The organism is Nitrososphaera sp. AFS (assembly GCF_009898475.1).
In the GTDB taxonomy this organism is placed as follows: domain Archaea; phylum Thermoproteota; class Nitrososphaeria; order Nitrososphaerales; family Nitrososphaeraceae; genus Nitrosopolaris.
Window position 1 is genome coordinate 1 of the sequence record NZ_QURE01000037.1, and the last position, 21123, is coordinate 21123.

Sequence of the window (21123 nt, forward strand, 5' to 3'; positions counted from 1 at the left end):
AAGAGTTTGATGAAGGTGGAGCAGCTGAAGAGTTTGATGAAGGTGGAGCAGCTGAAGGTGGAGCAGCTGAAGAGTTTGATGAAGGTGGAGCAGCTGAAGGTGGAGCAGCTGAAGCAGTTATCTGTCCTCTTATTTCACCTTGTTGATGTGATGTCGTGCGAATAGCAACATAAACGCCGCCGCTCTTGATGGAGCTCACCAAGTCAGTGATATTCTTCCCAAAAAGCGGTCCAAATAGCTGATTACCTGTTAAAACACCCGCAGTTAATTTACCGTTAATAGGACCAGTTGGGATAGCAGCTTGTTGCCTATTGCCCGACCCGGTATTGGCATATACGTTTAGTAACTCTGCCAATATAGTGCCATTCTTCTGCATTAGCGGGACACCGATAACCTGATTGATGTTGTTAGCATCCACCTCGTATGAGAGCGTTCCATTCGGATCAACACTGAATTTTGCCGTTCCAGAAGCCGAGGTGCTAACTGGTGGTTGCATGTCTTTTCCCGTAAGAGTTGCAGCAAAGCTAGATTGTTGCTGCGCATAGCTCAAACCTGGCCTAGCAGACATAATGAGGATCAGACTTGCAAGCATACAAACAATAACTATTTTTGAACTAACGTTAGCCATTTGCCGACATTGTACCAAATACTTATCTTATAAGGTTTGCTCCAAAACCGTACTTTTATAGGAAATCTTTTGATTCTTTTTTGAATCTTCCGGATGGTCAACCGTGAGGATGCGCTCTTCATTTATCATTTTACGCCAATTTTCCAGCGGCCATTATGATATAAAGAACTAGCCTTCAAATATTATGCGGACGACATAAACCTGCAAGTGGTATGCAACCTGTTTCATAGGGAGATTAAATAAATTGATAACCTCTTATTTCGAGATACGGATGGTTTTCCTCTCAACAAGCAAATTAATTTCAACCATAGAGGCAATATAGAAACCTAGTATGGAAGCTGCGATGCCGACATCGGGCCCGATGGTCGCGACGAGAATCGTTGAGCTCAATAATGTACACTGGCTGGACATTTTGGCTTGCTCGATACCGTGGTTTCTAGCGACTACGCAAAGTTGACGATAGTGGAATATATCGATCCTCTCAGAAATTGTGGTAGAATAGAAATAGATGAGGATTCCGACTAAGCCCACTGCCAACCAGATTTGAAGGAATTTGAGCGTATTCAACTTTTTAGCTCCTTTTATGTATCAATCCGCCTAATTATAAAGTCCTTGCGTACATCCAAGCGAATTAAGTCTCCGGTAGAAAATGCAAAAAAGTATGCACAGAATACGTTTGTCAGGCAATTCAACTTATCAAACCAACTGAAGTATGTATTTGTCGCCTCAGAGTCTTTGTGGTTGTTGTTAGTCAGGAAAGCAACAAGTCTCATTTTACGACAATTACGGAGCATGTAGCGTACTGCACTACACCCATTGCGACGCTTCCAAGAAGCAGCCTCTTCAGCCCCGACCTCCCTCTAGTGCCCAAAACGATCAAGTCAATGCCGTGGCTGTCGGCATATTCTACGATTGTTCCATCAACTGACATTTGGCTATCTACCAGCTCCGTCTTCAGATGAACGCCAAGGTTGCTAGCGTCTTGAGTGAAATTATTAAACCACTCTCTTGATTGAAGTTCATCACGTTCTTTCATTTGCTTGAGAGAATCCGGCGGTGACGCCAATCCATAAGATGATAATTTATTGTGAGCAATCGTTATCATTGTGAGTTGGGCTTTGTATTTCTTGGCTAGATTCATCGCATATTTCGCTGCATCCATTGACGAATCTGATCCGTCAACAGGAGCCAATATATGGCAAAAAGCATGAAGGGAAGCAACCAATCTCGAATGGTTTAGACTTATGTGTTAAAAAACCTTCTTCCCAATTTTGAGCAGGTTCGAGGAAACACATTGAACAAGTAACCAACGATGGTATTGGCAGCAAAAAATCATTTTAGCAAACGTGACCTGCTCTTGTTAATAGCAACGATTCAACAAGATAAATTGGATTGCAATAATCCTGATGAGAGGATAACCAATTGGCTGAGCTAAATTGGGGTATTTACTCAAAGCTAGGTCCGCTACGAGGCATCATCATTATTCGACCGCTGCCAGGTTTGCGGAAGAGTAATTTTAGCAATTGATACTTCTTGTAGCATTTAATTTTCTCTAGTTATTTGGAGCCATTGTCGTTGTCTGATTTTCCTTAAATCGCTATTAAAGCCAGTCCTAACTACTGAATGTTCGCTTTTTGTAATTATCAGATCGAAGCCAGACCCCGGGGGGTATTCAAGGTCGAAGACCTGAGAAAAAAGAATTACTTCTGAAGACTTGTTGCAAACTTTGAACAATTCGTAGTTCGCTCCATCGGTTTTGATAAGGAAGTATTGGGGTGTTTCGCCGCGCACTTTCCCACTGCAGACCAATGATTTTACCCACTGATGCCACAGTTAAAGCAAAGGGTTTGGGACAGAGCCTAAATTCGATAAAAAAAGTAGACTAACTTTACAAGAGCCTAAATATAGACTAGGGAGAACTAACGACTTACATTTGTTATCCTTTAACATTTTGTAAGATGGAAGCGAATACGACCATCCAAGAGCATAAGTAATACGTAGAAAAACGAGCTTCAATAGAAGATGGCCACGATGGAGTTAATCCGTCTACATACAATAGCTGGAGCCTGGCAATTCAATGAATGCAGATGCTCTCAATTCTTTACCGGTTTTTGGTCATTTTGCCTCAATGATGTAGTAGCATTAATACAGAGTCAGCTATGGTTATAGACTCATTTCTGATCACTTAATTGATCAAACTGCGACTTTTTTTGCCGTACAAAAACGCATTTCAAACTTGCTTTCTAGCCCTAGTCCATTAAGTAAAATCGAAATTTCAGAGGTATTACTTAATCCTAGCGCAGAATGGCTAACCGTTGTGGACCTCACTTTCATAAGCGTCCACAACAAACTTCTAAGTAATTGTGCTATAAACAGTTGCATGGAGCTCGGTTATACCAAACAGTAGTTTTTGAGTCTGGCAACGATCTTGTTTACACCTTAAAATTGAACTTCACAATTCGGAATATCGTCTGAAATAGCATCACATAATCGAGTAAATTAGTGGCAGTGTTCGATCAATTTCTATCTGTCACATATGCCGAATAGTTAGAACGTACCATTGCGAAAATCAAGAAACTTTCATATAGTCTGCAATCGCATGGGAACCGCGTCAGAATGCTCTTATTCGTCTTATGGTAACCTGTGTTTAGGTTGTATCACCCATCCGAGGATTCCTTTCTCCTTGCTCAGAGTATCGAGGATTATCACGGCACGCTGGCTTTGGAGATTGGAGTAGGCTCAGGTGAGGTTCTAAAAGTACTTTGTCAGAATTTTCGAAATGTTATAGGCACGGATCTCGATCAAACGTCGCTCGATTATTGCAGGAAGACGCTTCCGAGCAATGTTGCCCTTGTTTGCTGCGACGCAGCTTGTTCTCTTCGTGGTCGGTTCGATCTCATTGCTAGTAATCCGCCATATTTACCCATTCATAATGGAGAAGAGCTAGACTGCACAATACATGGAGGCAAAACTGGTATCGAGACAACACTTCGTTTCCTAGAGTCAGCTAAGGTACTTCTCGCAGAGAATGGTCGTATGCTTATCGTTGCATCAAGCCTTTCTGATTATCAGAGTTTACTCTGCCGAATAAATCAGCTCGGTTTTAGGAGTCATGTATTAAGAAAACAAAAACTATTCTTTGAAACTTTAGTCATACTCGAGATAACTCTCTGACACTGTGAGTATTCGACCTCTGTCCTGTAGTTTACTATGGATAATCAATTTTTTAGGACGTACTTTCCAGCTGTCCGGAATAGAAATCTCGCTCAGCCGTACGAATGAGCCCACTGCAATGTCAAGTTATTCTCTTGGCTAATTCTTCATTCGCACAGATCATGCTTGTTCAATGTAAAAATAAACTAATGTTTATTACAAATATATTGAGGATTTCGATTTCATTACGACGTGCGTTTGAAGAAGATTTATGCTGTTGGTGCAGGTATTGCGGCACTGGCAGTTATAATTTTCATCATCACCAGCGTAAGGATTCATACAAATCTTAATCCTGCCTCTACTAACATCACTGCTATGCCTCTTATGCTTGCAATAAAAAACATAGCCCATAGTCAGCTTAGTAATAAGTCACTAGCCATTCAGGTCTCATTTAATGCAACAAATCCCAATAAAGGTACCGCAATTCTCGAAGCGATTGAATACAACATAATGGTCGACGGCCATCATATTTCGTCAGGAACTATTGGCAATAGACTGGAGGGGTTTTTGGCTTCTTCAGCAGGGATATATCCGATTGTGGGCGACGGTTCTGTGATTCTGAAAGATAACCAATTGTTTCAAAAAAGCAACTCGACTGTAAATACCTGGAATAATATAGTTGGCGGAAGGGCAAAGTATATTGTGGTAGGCACTATGTCTTTCCGGCAGATATCAGATCTTCAAACAAGTTCTACAGATAAGGACTTTCGGCTAACTTATCCATGAATAGGAAGAACTATTCTCTCATCTTTGACGCACTCGGATTTGAGATAACATAAATCCATTAAAAATTGTGTTTTTTTTCTTTTTTACTGTTTGAATGCGGATGTGTCACAAAGGTAAGGTTCTCGCCGGGCCAAAATTGCAAGAAATGGATCATAGTTTCTAGATGAGCCGCACCGTGATGTTCTTCAATTATTTTATTCTGATATCGGCTTCTATGGCACGGCAGACGCCATATGTGGGAGACGGACGTAAAAAGGGCCTAGTAATTAAGAACCCATGCTTTAACAGAGCAATTGAAACCCATACATTCAGAACATCTCTTTGAAAAAATGGTCATTAGTATACTATAATCCTATGATACTTGATTTCCAGAAATGTAAATAGTATAGAAAACCGAATTTTACTCGCGCTGTTAGTTTTGGCTCGCTCACAGTTCTTAGATGTTCTGAATTAATATTGATGAGTATGGCTAACGCGGTACCTTCGGCGGGGATCAATGATGGCAAGACTGATTTGTGTCAAATGGGTTCCAAAAAAGTATATGACGGCTCAACCTTGACCCAATTCTATAGAACTTCTATAGAATTTTCGTTAAAGCCTTTATCGATTAAGAGTTGTTTAACAGACTCGCGGTGATCTCCTTGGAGTATGATTTTCCCTTCCTTATAAGTACCTCCAGTTCCAATCTTCGTTTTGATGTCACTGGTCATGGTTTCTATCTCATCATCTCTCATGTTCTTGATCCCTGTTATTACAGTAGATTTTTTCTTGTACCTTCCCCTGAGTTCTTTCGAAATAGTTATCCTGGCGGCCTCTTTGTCTAACTCACTTATAATATCTTTAATTGAACCTTGACTGAACTGATCTAACACTGACTGTAATATCATGCTTCAAGTTGAAAAGGATTTTGGAAAATGACTCATCAAATCAGGCAGATTGTCACAAATTGTGTCATCAAGCCAGGTTGTTCCAGTAAAAAGGGAAGGGGCAACAATTATTAATTACTGCTCGTATTCAATCTGCCTAAATATGGGTGAAGACACCGTAGAATTTCATTTGGACATTTGTAGTAGTGGTGGGTCATGAGAAATAAACTATCCGAATATGCAGTGAGTTTTCATTCGTACGTGAGCCAAAGTGCAGTTTTTAGCTTTCGATTCAGAATAGCATATCGTCCCAGTCTGATTAATTGGACCAAATATCAGTTTACAATTAGCTTCGGTAATGCCCCTATTAGGGTTAAAGCTCTGCCATGCCAAAATTGTAATAGCATTGGTTACATCTAAATTTCTCCCTGCCGGGATTACCAGAAACGACTTCAAGCGCACCTTTGGCCCTGCATCTTGGGCACTTGCCATATACGGTCTTCTTTGGCAATATTCCGCTACCGGGCCCTCTATAATTTAATGATTCCGTGCCGACAGCTTAACTTAACTTAACTGGAACTCACTTAGTCGCTCTGCTGATCATATTTTAAACCTGTTCGAAATATTTAGTAGCTTTAAATCCTGATCGTAAACTATCTTTTCAGCTATGTCGCGAATCTGCTTATGAAACAACAAGCGTTCCTCAAGAATCTCTGATGGCTGCTCGTAAATTATTTCAGGATTAATGCTAGCGTGATAAATAAATGATCCGTAAGCCTTATTCCACCTACTAATCTCACGTTCCAAATCAAGAATATTCAGGTTATATTTACCCCTGAAGCGATATTTTCTTCTGTTAACAAATTCATGGAAGTTAGACTCTAGGCAAGTCTTGTGCTTACTGGATAGTCCAATTGCGTCTACATTTTCATGAATATTTCTTAACTGTGATTGCCCGAAATCGGCGTCTAAGACCATTTCATTGTAACTATCGAACCCGCCTTATTATAAAGATGCGTTGTATAACCGCGATGGGAGAAGCGACGGACAGGATATTATTATTCTATATATTTATGTTTTGAACACGTTTGGCAGAGTTCAATTCTTCTGCGTCCTATCCTACTTTGAAACCAAAAACGGGATAATCAGCTCGTGAATCCCCTACCTTAAATTTTGACAACCTGCTAAATCAAACAACCATGAATTTAATGTTTATATATAAACAGGTTTGCTTTATTATTTCGATGATATTCAAACCAGTTGCTTTAGCTCTCATTCTAGTGGCATTAGTAGCCCTAGCATTCACAAGTATTCTCAACTATGTATTTGCACAAAGCCAACAAAGTAACAGTGATCCGACTACCTTCCTTCAATCTGCAAAATCACATTTGGCAGAAGCTCAGAATATTTTAAAGAATGGAAGTTCACAAGCAGCGCTGGACCAGATTAATATGACTCACCAGGATATACAGTCTGCTGAAAGGTTGCTGAATTCTAGCCTAATATGCAACAATACTGATAATTTGGGATTTTGTGCTACTTCATAACCGAGACTTATCATAGAGAGTGATTTGAACGCACAAAAAGTGTGCCTTCAGGATAGATTAATAAGAAGAAAAAGGAAAGGTAATCATAGAAGTTATGGATAATTTCCAGACCAATACGAATACTCAACCTAGAGGGAAAATTGCCCTTGATATAGAACATCAGAATATCCTGCAAGAAGATGAGAGACGGATTGATATGAGAATATGTACAATATATGGAGTTAATGTAGAAGAGGCAGGCGAAATTCATACAAATTATCATTTTCACAGGATTTTCACTCTGCTTAAGACGAGGGCCACAAGGCATGGAATGACTGAATCAATTTATGTAGAGCGATTACATGACCTAAACCTGCATCACTATGCTATGCAAGTCTCACAAGGAAGACTCAATGAAAATGCGGCAGTGGATATTCTTTACAAAGGTCTGACCTCTCTTGAGATGGATCGAAACTATCTGGACGATAGATATAACAGCTTCTACGGCTAAGTAGATTCAAACTGGGAGAAGACATCTCGTACTTGATCCTAAATAGCAAAGTATAAAGTTGTGAGATGTTAAGGTGATCTTGCAGTACTCGAAGGGGAGTCTAGGGGTTTTGAACAAGACTGCTAATTAAATTTAAGGTTTGAATGCATAAGGTCTGAGGGTGAATCTAGGCAGGACGCAAGATAAGCTAGTGACTGATGTAAAAATAATGAATTGTTACAGCTGGGCAGAAGACACGGATAAGTTGGTCGGAATACTCTAATAGGGTTGCCGGAAAATGAAACGATCTGATGTTATTAACCGTTAACCCCGCCACAGAGCAAGTTTTAAATGAATACGAAGGAGCCACAAAGAATGAATTAGAAAAAAAAGTTAACAAGTCCAGGCAATCTTTTGTGGAATGGCAGACTAATATCGACAAAAGAGCTGCGTTTCTTTACAACTTTGCACACTACTTTAGAAAAGACAAAGAAAGGCTGGCTAGACTCGTGACTCTGGAAATGGGGAAACCGATAAAGGAATCTAGATCGGAGGTCGACAAATGTGCATGGGCAATGGAGTATTATGCCGATTACGGACGCAACTTCATTTCCGATGAAACTACAAACACAGATGCAAGAAAAAGTTTCACTACATTCCAGCCTCTAGGCGTTGTAGGAAGTATTATGCCATGGAATTTCCCATATTGGCAGGCACTCAGATTTGCCGGTCCATCACTTATGGCAGGCAACACTGTTATTCTAAAGCCTGCAAGTGCAACACTACAATGCGGATTAGAAATAGCTAATGCTTTTGAAAAATCAGGACTTCCAGAAGGGGTTTTCCAAACCTTGATTGGTAATTCTGCTATAGCTGAGATGCTCATTGACTCCGAGGTTGATGCAGTGACTTTTACTGGCAGTGTAGAGGTCGGAAAAAAGGTTGGGCAGAGAGCTGTCGCCCAGTTAAAGAAATGTGTGCTAGAGTTGGGAGGAAGTGATCCATTCATAATATGTGAAGATGCTGACATCGAAAAGGCATCAACCGGTGCTGTGAAAGGTAGATTCATTAATTGTGGGCAAAGTTGCATTGCAACAAAACGGTTCCTAGTTGTAGAGAGAGTAGCCAAGGAGTTTATCGATAAGTTCGTACAAAAAACTCAAAACCTAACTGTCGGAGATCCACTTTCTGAGACAACAGACGTAGGACCCTTAGTGAACTTCAGCAGCCTAGAGAATATAGCAGAGCTTGTCAAGGACGCTCTGAATAAAGGAGCTGAAGCTTTATTAGGAGGAGAGCGGAGATCAGGCAAAGGTTATTTTTACAATCCCACTATCTTAACAAACATTAATCAAGAGATGAGGATTGCGCACGAAGAAACGTTTGGACCAGTCGCACCAATTACTATCGTTAAAGATGAAAAGGAAGCAGTCAAACTTGCAAATGATTCAGAATTTGGTCTTGGTGCAAGTATTTGGACCCAAGATTTGCATAAAGCAGAAAAACTGTCCAGGTTGATGGAAGCGGGCATCGTGACCGTGAACAATGTTGTAGTTTCAGATCCCAGAGTACCATTTGGAGGAATAAAAAATAGTGGCTTTGGTAGAGAGTTGGCGAGGTATGGCATGCTGGAGTTCGTGAACATAAAATCAGTTAGATTCTATGATCAACTTATCTACAATCATTACGTAGAGTGAGTGTGCCTTCTTTCTATCGGGTCCCAACCTTATGGTATCTTGTACCTGAACGACACAGAGCGACATTTTTGGTAGCTTCGATATTACAACGCAATATTGTAGATTGTCAACCCTTTTATGCACTTGTTAAGTCCAAATCGCCTTTTTCTATTTTTTTTAAATCATTTTGTAGGGTTTCTATCGTTTTTACTATTACTTTCTGAGCGCAGGAAAGACATACTTGTTGTAGTGATAACGGGTATGTGAAGTAGCTATGCTTAAAGGGAATATCAGCCTTACAAGAAGTACATTTTTTGATCTTATAGGGATCAGTGTTTTTAACAATCAATATTGGATGAAAAACTGAGAGAATTTATAAATTTACCCGATATTAGATGTAAACATTATTCTGAACACCCTTAGTGTGTAAATCTTGTCGTACCATAATGATCAATTAACTGAGCAGTAGCTGATATCTCACGAGGATTTTACAATAGACATAATTTGGAAAATATATGAACATTGTCATAATGGAGGTTGTGTTATATAGCGGTATGATTAATAATGTGGTGATGGTTATGAGAGGTTTTTTCGATGCAAAATAACTTTCCTATGCGAGAATGGCATGTCGAGCACATGGAAAAGACTGTCTTAAAATACGTGACCGGCCTTTCTGAGTCTGCGTCTGTCTGGGAGAAGAAACAACACAAGCGCTATGCAAAGATTTCGATAGTGTGCAGACAAATAGATTATGATATAAAACATGGAGTTACAAGCGATCAGGTCCTCACACTTTTGCAAAAAATTCGTACGCATTCTTCCTTTTCTGACCTCCTAAAGAATGAAGGGTCCCTGAAGAGATTGGAGGAGATAAAGGAACACTTTCTTCCTTCACAAAACACCCCAAAGTGGTGGTAGTAACTTAGTGCGAATTGAAGGGGCTTTTGATCAGTGTTTTAATCAGCGACAGTTCAGATTGATCCTCATAGCCAGCAGTGGCAGTTAGATTGAATATATTCGCAAAATTGGCCTAACCCCAGGCATGTGGGTAATTATTCTTTATCCAAGGCCAATAGGATAACGGGACCTGAAATAGATCCTGTATATATAAATACTGTGCAGTAGAAATAAATCTTGATGAATTACAGCTGGGTTAGGGTGTGTTGAGTAAATTGAAACGAGTTCATCCAGTGAAGGCTCCCATGATAGTGGTTTCTGGTTCATGCATCAAATTTGACAAAGAGAGGCAGAAGATTATGGAATTCATAGAAGAACTTGAATGGGGAGCTCATACCAAGAGTAACTGTGAGTGTTCATCTGATGGAAGTGCACTTGGATGGGATTTCTTTCACTTATACTTTAACCCGGAATTTGTAGAGAGACTGTTAGAAGTTCATCCTGATATAGAGAAAGAAGAAGGACACATGATTGAACAACAGTTTGTGCTTTGGATTTCAAGAAAATTGAAGAAGAAAAAACTAGAGTACTACTTAAAGCTAAGAGATGTCCCTTACGAAAGTACTCAAGGGTTCAGGTTGAATCCGGAAAATTACCGAGATGATAGCGAACTAGAGAAATTGCGATAATTTCTGAAGTGACAGGAGAGAATTGAGTATCTTTTGTACATTTCTAGTCGAGTGTCCCCTGTTATGATAAATACGGAAATTGACTCCAAATTAGGGTGAATCAGAGAAAAAAGTTGTACAGATTTATATAAACAAAGTTTCCTTAACAATTGCACTTAAAGCTAATAAGTTCGGTCATTTTCAAGTGTTTAGTTGGATAGCAATAACCTGGTCGAGGATCCTCAAGAAAGACGAGCACGATTTCTGTTAGAATTCGAAAACCCATTCAAATGCGAGAAGTGCGGCGAAAGATTTAAAAGAAAAAAATATTTACTAGAACATAAGACCAACATACACTCATATTGAATTTGATTGAAAATTAGATGCCGATTGCTCTTTCATTCATAGCTAGAATTAAACGGACCAGACAGTCGAAATGTTCATTTTGCTTTGAAACGAGATAGGATCGCTCGGAGCTGAACCAGACCAATTCGAGGGTTGATTAGATAGTTAGACGGAAAAGCAATTAAGTGCTCTAGATATATTCTAAATTGAAGGGTGGGATTGCGGCACAAATTGTTGTGGGGAAAGCCTACTCTTGGTGTCCTTTTTGCCTCTCTATCTCTTAAAGAGAGGTTTTAGGTTTGATATGCCTAATGGAGCTAAGATGCTCCTGGTGAGTGGCATCCTTGGTGATTTGGCATCTCATCTTGGTAGAGATGCATACGAACCAATGATTGCACACATTGCAAAAGTGAATATGATCGAATTCATAGTCCATGGATGACTTGGGGTTTAGTATCTTTAAGTCTAAACACCTCCAGCATAACACTAGCTTCTGATTCCCTTTATATTCTAATCTTAGATAGAATTCCCATCATATTGAGGCGGCAAGGATAGTTTGGAAATAACGACTTGTTTGAAACCTATATGTCCCTCGATTATATGAAATGTAATTCAGCTAAAAGTTCCTTGGTGAAACCATTTGTCGAATTTAAAGCCATGGTTGGATTGTTGTGAATAGCAGCTAGATTTTGTCATTCTTCCGAATTACTATCCGCCAAAATGAGCATCTAATTGTCAATGAAGGCCTAACCCAAAAGTGTATTGCAAGTTACTATAGCCAAACGAAGAATATATTTGGCTATTAATTAATAATGCACTATTGGTTGTGACTGAATCTTTTAGCTGGGGAGATGTTTCGGGGTGGACGCTCTAGAGACAATTTTCCAGCTGCAAAAGGAATTGGCACGGGTGACATCATCTTCGAGATATCCGCAAAGTAAAGAAGCTAGGATTTCTTCCCTTGCCATGGCTATTGTCCATGAGGCTATAGAGCTACAGAATCTTACCAATTGGAAATGGTGGAAGAAGTCGAAAGAATTCGATGAAGCCCTTGCGAAGGAAGAAATAATAGATATTTTGCATTTTGTGATTCAAGCCTCGATAGAGGTGGGGATGATGCCGACAGAGATATTAAACGAGTATCGGAAGAAGAATCAAATAAATATGGAAAGGCAAGAAAAAGGCTATTAAATTTGAGCCAAGCATATTTTTATTATTGAACACATATTTTACCTTCGGAAACCAAAGTTGTGTAGAAACCAAGCGCTTGTGACCTGACCATTCCGAATGGGCATTTTGTGACCTCTTAAGTATAGAAAAAAGTTTAAGAATCTCATTGCTATTTATTTTGAAATTTGGAAGATCTGTCGGTGATATGTTATCGGTTTATTGTGTTTGCGAATACTTTTCCTGGGAGAGATGCACCATATGAGGCTATCATTAAGCCTGCGATGAGAATAATAACAAACGCAATCTCTACATAGACTGAAGAAGTAACCCCAATATCGGGCTGAGAAGTATATGGTGGAACAGAAGCCTTTGTGATTTCATATTCTTGAACGACCTTTTGCATAGTGTAAATGACTCCGATTAGACCAACGATTAGGACAGCAACGCCTATTCCCAAAACAACCATCCGTCTAGCCATGGAAGATGATCTCTGGTTAGTGAGGTCATTCGTTATATTTGTTTTGGAAGCTGTTTCCTCTGTTTCGATACTATCCCTTGAGCGAAGCATCATTGCACAAAGTGCTAGAAAGACAATTTGCAGCGCTTGAATTATGGAGCTGAGAGGGGTTATTGGGAGCGCCGCTCCGGGGAACTGCTGCACTGATGCTCCTGTATAGGTCGTAACAACAGGGAAGGGCAATCGCAGTAGAATCCACAAGAAAAATAAAGCAACTGTGAGACCAGCAGCTATAGAATAGAAAGAATTTCCCCATTTTCTAACAATCCCAACTGCCCAGAATATCTGCAAAGTACCGACGACTATCAAAAAGATTTGAAGACCAGGATTTCCCTTCTCTAATGCGGTAACCGTGGTTGATAAAAAATATTCAAGCAACCCGGTGATAATACTTACGCCGGCAGCAGCAAAATAAACGGCATTGTGTGCCTTCATTTCTCAGGTTAGGTATTTCAACTCATTCGGTCATTTATGGCTTGTGCATTTGATTTAGACTCGTCTGCTATTGAGTTTAGAATAAGAACGCGAGTCATCTAAAAGTCGAGGCTGATGAGGTAAATGAGGATCTTAGCCTCCTAGAAAGGATGAACAATGATTTGCACTCGATTTAAAGTAGCTACTAAAAGCATTTGAAACAAGTAACTTGGTGTAGAGTGTTTACACTGTAAGGTAAACTTTTGTTCTAGTCGGTTGACCAGAGTCGGTAGACTCGTAGCTGTAAGGAGGCCTTTTTTATACCTCGCCGCGGATTATAAAACTTTCGAGTGCCGGAGGCGGGATTTGAGCCCGCGACCTTTCGATTATGAGTCGAACGCTACTGACCACGCTCAGGACCTGTCGAAATTTTGTTTTTAAAAAACATAATATATTCTATTCAAACAGGGCTGCCTATAACTCGAGTGTGTCCAATTGAGAGAAGTCTTAATTACTTTTTCCCATCGTGCCAGTTTTCTGCCATCGTTACGATAGCCTATTTCTACCATCTGCATCCACGAGCGGCTCCAGCACGTTATTTTTTTCCGATTAAATAATTATCTCACTATATTGCCAGTATCCCACAAATTAATCACTTTCTACATGTAAGTTGTTGATTTTTGCCCTAACCATTACGGTATTCACGCACAGTGGCGTAGAGTTGTCGCAAAATAAACTTTGTATTACCCATGTGAAGCTACTAGAAAACTCGCCTTTCTTATATGAGACTCTGGAGGAGACCCGCACTTAGATAAATATGTCTAAGCAAAGTGGCACCAGATTTTGTTCGCAAAGTGTAAATGGTTGCTAATCAACTTATGTTCTAGTTGTCTGAACAGAATGAGCCCATATCCTCCTCGGGGAGATCAGCCGTGGCATTTTCAACGAATAATACAGCTCCAAATCCTGAACTGCTTTTTTCTAATATCATTGGCCACACAGACGTAAAAAGGATCTTCTCTCTTGCTATAAATTCTTCAAAGCCGGTGCATATTTTGCTCGTAGGTCCTCCTGCTTCTGCAAAAACGCTTTTCATGCTGGAATGCATGAAGCTGGAGCGTTCGTATTTTACTCTAGGCAGCAGTAGCTCAAAATCAGGTATGTTGGATTACCTATTTGAGAAAAGACCCAGATTTTTGATTATTGACGAAATCGAACACATGGGCATAAAAGATCAAACTGCCTTGCTTAGCCTAATGGAAACAGGTATTCTTTCTGAAACGAAATTCCAAAAAACCAGGAATACACAGCTCAAGACGTGGGTATTTGCCACAAGCAACGGTACGGAACGAATGCTTACCCCTTTGTTGTCAAGATTTATTTCATTCCATTTTAAACAATACAAATTTGAAGCATTTTGCGACGTGGCCTCTCACATACTTCTACAAGAAGGTGTTGAGATCCAATTGGCTTCAAAGATTGCAAAGGAAGTCTGGAAAACCTTAAAGTCTAAAGATATAAGAGATTGTGTCAAAATTGGAAGACTTGCTAAAGATGAGCACGACGTCGAATGGATCATTAAGACGTTTAAAAGTTATAGGTAACGGATAGCATTCCACTAGCAATGGAATCATGTGAAATCTATCATCAAGCCAAATTGAGTGAGCCCGATTCATGTTTATTTATCTTCCAGGAACCTCAAGAGTTTCCCGACCTTTTAAGCCTATCAATCTCGTTGTCGACGGCACTTCCCATCGCGTCGAACTCATCTAGGCCGCAAAACTTTTGATACGTTAATTTCTCTAATAATTCTAGTGCACTTTTGACAGAGCGGTATTGAGGAATTTGAGGATCGTTAATCTCTGCATATAAACCAATTCCTTGCAAACCGGCAGTGCTTGCAAAACCTAGGATTAATCCATTGAATCCAGATATAACTGATGATGTTGGCGTCATCTCGACTCCAAGGCTCTTAATTTGGTCTCTTAGTGCTGGTGAAGTCGTAGTTGCAAGTGATATTGGGTTCTTACCCAAATCCCTCTCTGTATGAAATGCCCCTAGCGTGTAAATCAACTGAACTGAGTATTTTTTGGCTATGCTAATGACATCTTTGCATAGATCATATAGTTCCCCGTTGGTTTGAGGCTGGCCCAATCCACCACCAAACGTGATCAAGTTTTTTGCATACCTGTATTCCCACCTTTCCTGACGAAATTCTATGAATCCTCCTCGGTCAATGACGTAGTTTGGGTAAGGAGCCAATACATATCTAAAAGGTGTCGTCCCAACTGTCTTATTAATAAACTGCACCGCAAGATTTCCTATGTCTCCCATGTCCTGCATTGCTGCTATTAGTATTGGCCTAGTTATGGATGGGCTTTCGAGGTCTATGAATTCCATATAATTCAGCTCGTAAGCCGAAATAAAAAAGGTTGTCCACGATTGAACTGGCTTGTCGTGACCATCGCAAAAAGACAATCGGCCCAACTCTCTGAAATTAATGTTTCTCCAATTTCATTTTGAAATTTGAACAAGTAATTATTATTACAAGGAGAATTGGATTGGTAATAAAGGTCTCGTGCGATATATTCAGGAATTAGGGATCTACTCAAATATTCATGCATAGCTCGCAGCTTATATTTAATTCGCTTAATAAAATGATGAAATGACTGCTCAAAAATCAGTTAGTGAAATAATGAATACCGTAATCGTAAAGATCGATGGTAATAAATCGAGCGAGGATGCTGCTATGAAAATGAGGGCTGCCAACACAAGCTCTCTCATTGTTGTGGATTCTGTTGGAATCCCCATAGGCATAATTACGGAACGTGATTTAGTTGGAAGAGTAATTGCCAATGACGCAGATAGTAGGAGAATAATGGTCAAGGATATCATGGCTTCTCCCGTTGTCACCATTGATCCAAGATCTTCTGTTGAATCAGCAGCCGACTTGATGTTGCAGAATTCCGTTCATCATTTACTTGTAGTGGAAAATGAGGATTTGAGTGCTGTGCTTGGAGTAGTTACAACAACCGATTTTGCAAACTATTTAGAAGGAGTCTAATGAATTTACAAAAAGGTTCCGAATATGAATAAACATGATTTTATTTTATTTCGGTTGAGTAACGGATCACTATAAGACTAAATGATGCTTGATGATTTGGGCTACATGCCAATTCTTACAGAGAAAGAACAATAAATTTTCCAATTAGGTACAACAGATTAGGTAGTGTGTTCTTCGTGGAGAAGATACGAACCCCGCACCCCTTGCTCAGTCATGTTGCCACCAAGGAGCTCTGGGCCGATATTTTTTTCGCTGCATCGTAAATTATTTTTCCGACATACGGCTCTATTCCTAGAGCTACAGAAACCGCATCCGGACCTTCTAGTACGATGGACTCAACAGTCAATCCTACTCTTACTAACGAATCTTTCAGGCCTGGCGCTATTTCTAATTGCTCTATACCTGATCTCAAGGTATACAGCAATATACATTTATTCTATTTAATATTTACTTCATATTCTTCTTTCTGTATCTTTCAGACCAAAACAATCTTTGGGGTTTGGACATTAGAAACCAGCTTGACTTTCTAATCATCTCCATATAAATAGTATATTCTTCTAACCTCCAGAATAGATCTACTTCCGCTTACGTAGCGATTAGCCGAGACTAGCAGTATTGTGCTTCCTTAAGAATTTTTTATTACATAACATTTGTCGTTCCAATGCGAGGTTATATTCGCCGTTCAAAGATCGCCACATGGGCTGTGAAATTATCTATGTTGAAAACGGACATAAACGCTGGAGGAGAGGGCATTGAGCTTTTGACTTGCTTTAAGCACAGGAGCCCAGACGCTAGGTAGCCGGTTGCTGTAAAGGGAGTAGGTCTAATGAATCAACGTAACGAGGTTCATATCGCGAGGTCGACACCTCGTTAGAATTTCTATACTTCGATTAATGAACTTGATGCACATCCTTCAAAGTCTGTATACAGAAAACAAGAAAGCCTGAAATGATTTATTCAAGTCATTTCTCATAATTGTCAGCGATGGCTTCAACGAGCGAGGTCTACAGGAGTTTTCCAGTTATTGAAACAGTGGATCTTGTAGATTACTCATGCATTGGCGCGACGGTCAAAAAGATGGTTGACGCGTACATCATGAAAACTGCATCTCATGAATTTAGCTATCGATTGTTGCTTCCAAGAGAGGACAATTCTACCACAAAAGCTAAAAAAATAGGGTTGCAGGTGCAGGCATATTTTCTGTTGTCACTCAGGGCTCGGAATGCGAAGCCCAATCTGAAGGACGTTCGGTATTTGCACGATAGCAATCACTACGGCTGGCTCCTTGTCGATCCAATTATGTTTGACAAATGTACTGGCTAATTTTCATAATTGGTCGCAACGAGAGCTGTTACAAAGTTTAATTAGAGGCCTTCGGAGGGATTTGAACCCTCCTCGGGCGGTGTCCGTCGATTGATACTCCGTCCACAGCCGCCTATACTAACCAGGCTATACTACGAAGGCCAGCAGTTCGTCATTTCGGGGTGACTGTATATAATTGTTAGATTGCGTATCAGATTTTCAGCAGAGGACTCGTTTTCAATTCATCTATGTTATTTTTACGCATGAACTTAGCTCTACGTATTATTAGATCCAATAATGGGATTCTGTTTCCTAGTAGGCTTTTGTTTAATTTTATAACGACAGTCTTCAAAACTGAAACAAGCTTTAAATTCTTTTAGGGTCGTGTTTGTTTTATGAGTTGCTCGGATGAATACGCTTCACATGTTATCCATGATGGCCTGATACAAATTAGCCCCACAGTCAAGTCAAAATTGCAAAAGGCGAAGTACGGAGTTTTTAATCATTCTGCTGTTGATCTTTGTCACTGGACAAAAAAATCCCTTTCAAACGAAGGTAATTGCTATAAGCACAAATTCTATGGCATATCAACTCATCGATGCATGGAAATGACGCCGACTGCCATGAACTGTGAAAATCGATGCATATATTGTTGGCGACCAACAGAGTTTTATGACACACTGAGGATGCCGCCCGAATTAGTTGACGAACCGGATGTTATCGTAGATCAACTCTTAAGGGAGCGAAAAAGGCTTCTTAGTGGCTTTTATGGCCACCCAAAAAATGACAAGATCAAACTAGATGAATCGATTTTTCCACAACACTATGCTATATCGTTGTCAGGTGAACCCACCATGTACCCCAAATTGCCTCAATTGATCAGGTATCTAAGGGATCTCCCTGCAACGAAATCGATATTTCTTGTAACAAATGGGCAGGAACCGGAAATGCTCCAAAGGCTCGCCGATGAGGATTCGCTGCCTACTCAAATTTACCTCTCTACTAATGCATCCAACAAGGAAATGTATCACCGCGTGAACAGACCTCGTTATAGAGATGCATGGGAAAGATGGCTTAACAGTTTGAATCTTCTTTCAACAATGGAAACAAGAATTGTCCTTAGAATGACCATTATTAGAGAATATAACGATTCCAGCAGATTCGTCAACGAATTTGCAAAAATAATCAAAGAAGGCGCACCTCATTTCGTTGAGCTTAAATCATACATGCATGTAGGGATGTCAACTGACAGACTTGAGGCTAGCAATATGTTGGAAATGCGAGAAATTAAATCAATTGCACAGCAAATATGCTTGGCCATACAAAACTTTAAGATTATGGATGAAAGTGAAATCTCAAGGATCGTTGTCCTACAAAACAAGGCTCGATATGTAAACAGATGGATAGAAGCATATAATCTCATTTCATAGGCTGTTAACATGAAATTTTTTAGACGCATTTTAACCTGGAAGGAGGGGTGCGGAAGATATGGTTATGGAATAGTAAAGTAGGTCGGGAAAATTATTAAGCAAATATTGTAGTGGGATGAGTTAGCCTTGAACCGATCTGTTGCTTCATATTGAATGAAACTTCCGTGCTTGCGTGCTCAAATAGTTTACATCACACCAAAATCTTTCAAACCCACAATCTTAAAGTCAAATCTGGGTAGACTTCGGTAGTTAAATGCTAGAAGGATTGTTAATCTTATTGTCTTGCTCTGCTATAATGACGGGTATAGATGGTAACTTGCTGAATGCCCAACCGGCTTCAACTTACGCTGTCAAATTTGTGTCTTCGTCGGACCTGCTGCACGGAACGGAAGCGCCAGATTTTAACAGCGCAGCAAGTATGAGCGATCCCGATCCAATAAAAGTTAGCAATCCTATTGAGAAAGCATTGACTCCCTCAGGCGATTTTAAGGAGATCGATGTGTCACTTCCATCTGCACAAAAAGAACCAGCCAACAAGAACTTTTCATCATCCATCGTATTGGTGCCTAATGATCTCAATTCCAATTTCGCTACTAATTCTACCTCGACCGGTTCGCCCTCTCCCGGACAGCACACAAATTTCGCGTCCGGGTATCCGCATCTGAATCAAAACAACTTATTTCAAGAGCTTCCCCCGATAGCTGATGCAGGTCCAGCACAGGTTGTTAATTCAGGCTCGACTGTCACACTAAATGGATCAAACAGTAAAGCTGAAAATGGTGAAATCGTTTCTTATTCATGGGAGCAAGTGCCAACTAATGCTAAAATAACGCTTAGTGGTGTAAATAGCCCGATTTGGAAATTCGTCGCCCCTCATGTCACTGGAGACACAATTTTGAGATTCAAACTCACTGTGACTGATAATGTGGGCCAAAGCGGACAAGATACTGTCAACATTTTAGATAAACCAAACCTCGGAATCCATTCTCAGATAAATCCTGGATTAGAAACCATCCTAGCAGCTTCCAAAAATTCAACCTTACCTGCAGGCGAAGTTGTAATACCATCTAACACGAAATCCAATTCTCAGAGTTTGACGACGGCTACGCCCACAATGTCGCCACCATTAACGCCTCCGTTAGCTACAACTAGGCATCGATAAAAACGAGTACTAGAATAGAATGCTGCCTCGTATTAGTTGTTCAGTAACAAATAAACTAAGAAGCCTAGCTGCGTATAAATGAAGTCATCAATTGTTGTCCCAGTGTTAAAGGAAGTAACGCGTAAACTGCTACTATACTCAAAAAATTAAATTCGCGGTTTTTGTCTCCGAACTAACTTTAAGAGTTGTTTTCTAGATTTGTAACGATTATACCACATAGCAAATGATGTCAAAGCATGAGCTCGATGTGAAACTAAAGTCTTTTTTTCACCCAATAATCCAAAGGTTTTATTTTGACCAGGTGGAACAAAGATAGGATCATATCCCCATCCCTTCCCGTTAGCCTTCAGCGAAATTGTGCCGATGACCTTGCCAACAAAACGTTTCGTAATTTCTCCATCTGTATATACAAGAACTGAAGTAAACAAGGCAGATCTATCATTGGAACCAGACAAGAGCTTAAGAATTCCTGTGTTTCCTATTGTCTTGAAAATGTAGGATGAATAAGGGCCAGGGAACCCCTTAAGAACATGAATGAACAGACCGTCGTCCTCTACTATAACCGGCTTAGAAATAACTTTGAACGCGATTTTACATTTTTCTAAAGCTATATAATTTAGCGAATCAGATTGGAGCTCCTGTAGTCTTCGTTTGCGAAATCTTACAAGTATATCATGCCTCTTGAGCGCAACACGGATTTCCTCATACTTATCAATGTTTGAACTTAGGAAGTAAAGGTCACTCATTATTGGCTATTACTTTATTCTAAGATAAAAATCACTGACAAAACCGCCCAGGAATAGAATCGATACTTCCAGACTGACTATCATACGGTTTAATTTCTAGATTTGCAGTTAGAAGTTGAACAATCGTTATCGTATCTATTGCTTGAGACAAATCGAGAAAACTGTAAGCCAAACTCTTCATTTTGTTATTCTCTAGAAGCTATCGCTTAGATCTATCTATCTGTTAGGATGGCTCGTCTTAATTCTAAGCCGAACATGATAGGCAAACGTTCTGACGTGCTTG

At 39.9% G+C, this 21123-nt stretch carries 25 protein-coding genes and 1 tRNA gene; 14 read left to right on the forward strand and 12 right to left on the reverse strand.

Annotated features, from left to right (window positions below; translation table 11 throughout):
- The 4 genes from DYY65_RS05695 to DYY65_RS05710 all read right to left on the reverse strand — a co-directional run.
- A partial coding sequence (locus tag DYY65_RS05695) for a CHRD domain-containing protein (RefSeq protein WP_162477016.1) occupies positions 1–628 on the reverse strand: 628 nt, incomplete at its 3' end.
- A 255-nt stretch (positions 629–883) separates the two neighbouring features.
- The gene (locus DYY65_RS05700) at positions 884–1195 is read right to left on the reverse strand and encodes a hypothetical protein (RefSeq protein WP_162477017.1); all 312 of its coding nucleotides are present in this window, start codon (positions 1193–1195) and stop codon (positions 884–886) included.
- A gap of 202 nt (positions 1196–1397) precedes the next feature.
- Positions 1398–1820 carry a universal stress protein gene (locus DYY65_RS05705; protein ID WP_162477018.1) on the reverse strand — a complete coding sequence of 141 codons (423 nt, stop codon included), beginning with the start codon at positions 1818–1820 and terminating at the stop codon, positions 1398–1400.
- 350 nt (positions 1821–2170) lie between these two features.
- A complete protein-coding gene (locus DYY65_RS05710) occupies positions 2171–2437 on the reverse strand; it encodes a hypothetical protein (RefSeq protein ID WP_162477019.1) in 267 nt (88 codons plus the stop codon).
- Positions 2438–3280: 843 nt separating this feature from the next.
- Between DYY65_RS05710 and DYY65_RS05715 the strand changes: the two genes are divergently transcribed.
- Complete coding sequence (locus DYY65_RS05715) at positions 3281–3802, forward strand: HemK2/MTQ2 family protein methyltransferase (protein WP_162477020.1); 522 nt, start codon at positions 3281–3283, stop codon at positions 3800–3802.
- Between the two features lie 237 nt (positions 3803–4039).
- The gene (locus tag DYY65_RS05720; RefSeq protein WP_162477021.1) at positions 4040–4567 is read left to right on the forward strand and encodes a hypothetical protein; all 528 of its coding nucleotides are present in this window, start codon (positions 4040–4042) and stop codon (positions 4565–4567) included.
- 566 nt (positions 4568–5133) lie between these two features.
- On the opposite strand, the gene DYY65_RS05725 is transcribed toward DYY65_RS05720, so the two are convergent.
- From DYY65_RS05725 to DYY65_RS05735, 3 genes are all read right to left on the reverse strand, one after another.
- The gene (locus DYY65_RS05725) at positions 5134–5454 is read right to left on the reverse strand and encodes a stress response translation initiation inhibitor YciH (protein WP_162477022.1); all 321 of its coding nucleotides are present in this window, start codon (positions 5452–5454) and stop codon (positions 5134–5136) included.
- Between the two features lie 352 nt (positions 5455–5806).
- Positions 5807–5944, reverse strand: a complete 138-nt coding sequence (locus tag DYY65_RS12190; RefSeq protein WP_201449361.1) for a hypothetical protein — start codon at positions 5942–5944, stop codon at positions 5807–5809.
- An 89-nt stretch (positions 5945–6033) separates the two neighbouring features.
- On the reverse strand, positions 6034–6411 hold the full coding sequence (locus DYY65_RS05735; RefSeq protein ID WP_162477024.1) for a hypothetical protein: 378 nt from the start codon (positions 6409–6411) through the stop codon (positions 6034–6036).
- Between the two features lie 266 nt (positions 6412–6677).
- Here DYY65_RS05735 and DYY65_RS05740 point away from each other — a divergent pair, with 266 nt between their 5' ends.
- From DYY65_RS05740 to DYY65_RS05770, 7 genes are all read left to right on the forward strand, one after another.
- Positions 6678–6980: a hypothetical protein gene (locus DYY65_RS05740; protein WP_162477025.1), complete on the forward strand. Its 303-nt coding sequence runs from the start codon at positions 6678–6680 to the stop codon at positions 6978–6980.
- Between the two features lie 94 nt (positions 6981–7074).
- Positions 7075–7470: a hypothetical protein gene (locus tag DYY65_RS05745; RefSeq protein WP_162477026.1), complete on the forward strand. Its 396-nt coding sequence runs from the start codon at positions 7075–7077 to the stop codon at positions 7468–7470.
- 290 nt (positions 7471–7760) lie between these two features.
- On the forward strand, positions 7761–9146 hold the full coding sequence (locus DYY65_RS05750; protein ID WP_162477027.1) for an NAD-dependent succinate-semialdehyde dehydrogenase: 1386 nt from the start codon (positions 7761–7763) through the stop codon (positions 9144–9146).
- Between the two features lie 573 nt (positions 9147–9719).
- Positions 9720–10043 carry a hypothetical protein gene (locus DYY65_RS05755; protein WP_162477028.1) on the forward strand — a complete coding sequence of 108 codons (324 nt, stop codon included), beginning with the start codon at positions 9720–9722 and terminating at the stop codon, positions 10041–10043.
- A gap of 245 nt (positions 10044–10288) precedes the next feature.
- The gene (locus tag DYY65_RS05760) at positions 10289–10711 is read left to right on the forward strand and encodes a hypothetical protein (RefSeq protein ID WP_162477029.1); all 423 of its coding nucleotides are present in this window, start codon (positions 10289–10291) and stop codon (positions 10709–10711) included.
- A gap of 628 nt (positions 10712–11339) precedes the next feature.
- A complete protein-coding gene (locus tag DYY65_RS05765) occupies positions 11340–11477 on the forward strand; it encodes a hypothetical protein (RefSeq protein WP_201449362.1) in 138 nt (45 codons plus the stop codon).
- 419 nt (positions 11478–11896) lie between these two features.
- Positions 11897–12226 carry a dUTPase gene (locus DYY65_RS05770; protein WP_370519305.1) on the forward strand — a complete coding sequence of 110 codons (330 nt, stop codon included), beginning with the start codon at positions 11897–11899 and terminating at the stop codon, positions 12224–12226.
- A 187-nt stretch (positions 12227–12413) separates the two neighbouring features.
- On the opposite strand, the gene DYY65_RS05775 is transcribed toward DYY65_RS05770, so the two are convergent.
- Complete coding sequence (locus tag DYY65_RS05775) at positions 12414–13157, reverse strand: hypothetical protein (protein WP_162477031.1); 744 nt, start codon at positions 13155–13157, stop codon at positions 12414–12416.
- Between the two features lie 866 nt (positions 13158–14023).
- Between DYY65_RS05775 and DYY65_RS05780 the strand changes: the two genes are divergently transcribed.
- Positions 14024–14740, forward strand: coding sequence for an ATP-binding protein (locus tag DYY65_RS05780; RefSeq protein WP_162477032.1), 717 nt, complete (start codon positions 14024–14026; stop codon positions 14738–14740).
- Positions 14741–14834: 94 nt separating this feature from the next.
- On the opposite strand, the gene DYY65_RS05785 is transcribed toward DYY65_RS05780, so the two are convergent.
- Positions 14835–15536: a PAC2 family protein gene (locus DYY65_RS05785; protein WP_162477033.1), complete on the reverse strand. Its 702-nt coding sequence runs from the start codon at positions 15534–15536 to the stop codon at positions 14835–14837.
- A gap of 265 nt (positions 15537–15801) precedes the next feature.
- On the opposite strand from DYY65_RS05785, the gene DYY65_RS05790 reads away from it, so the two are divergent.
- Complete coding sequence (locus DYY65_RS05790; protein WP_162477034.1) at positions 15802–16200, forward strand: CBS domain-containing protein; 399 nt, start codon at positions 15802–15804, stop codon at positions 16198–16200.
- Between the two features lie 211 nt (positions 16201–16411).
- Here the strand turns inward: DYY65_RS05790 and DYY65_RS05795 are convergent, their stop codons facing one another.
- Positions 16412–16612 (reverse strand): hypothetical protein, encoded by a 201-nt coding sequence (locus DYY65_RS05795; protein ID WP_162477035.1) that lies wholly within the window; start codon positions 16610–16612, stop codon positions 16412–16414.
- 572 nt (positions 16613–17184) lie between these two features.
- Here DYY65_RS05795 and DYY65_RS05800 point away from each other — a divergent pair.
- Positions 17185–17523 carry a hypothetical protein gene (locus DYY65_RS05800; protein WP_162477036.1) on the forward strand — a complete coding sequence of 113 codons (339 nt, stop codon included), beginning with the start codon at positions 17185–17187 and terminating at the stop codon, positions 17521–17523.
- A 46-nt stretch (positions 17524–17569) separates the two neighbouring features.
- Here the strand turns inward: DYY65_RS05800 and DYY65_RS05805 are convergent.
- A tRNA-His gene (locus DYY65_RS05805) sits at positions 17570–17664 on the reverse strand.
- A 233-nt stretch (positions 17665–17897) separates the two neighbouring features.
- Between DYY65_RS05805 and twy1 the strand changes: the two genes are divergently transcribed.
- The gene (twy1, locus tag DYY65_RS05810; protein ID WP_162477037.1) at positions 17898–18932 is read left to right on the forward strand and encodes a 4-demethylwyosine synthase TYW1; all 1035 of its coding nucleotides are present in this window, start codon (positions 17898–17900) and stop codon (positions 18930–18932) included.
- 295 nt (positions 18933–19227) lie between these two features.
- Positions 19228–20094: a PKD domain-containing protein gene (locus tag DYY65_RS05815; RefSeq protein WP_201449363.1), complete on the forward strand. Its 867-nt coding sequence runs from the start codon at positions 19228–19230 to the stop codon at positions 20092–20094.
- Positions 20095–20240: 146 nt separating this feature from the next.
- Here DYY65_RS05815 and DYY65_RS05820 read toward each other — a convergent pair whose 3' ends face one another.
- Positions 20241–20840: a non-canonical purine NTP pyrophosphatase gene (locus DYY65_RS05820; protein ID WP_162477039.1), complete on the reverse strand. Its 600-nt coding sequence runs from the start codon at positions 20838–20840 to the stop codon at positions 20241–20243.
- Between the last annotated feature and the right edge of the window lie 283 nt (positions 20841–21123).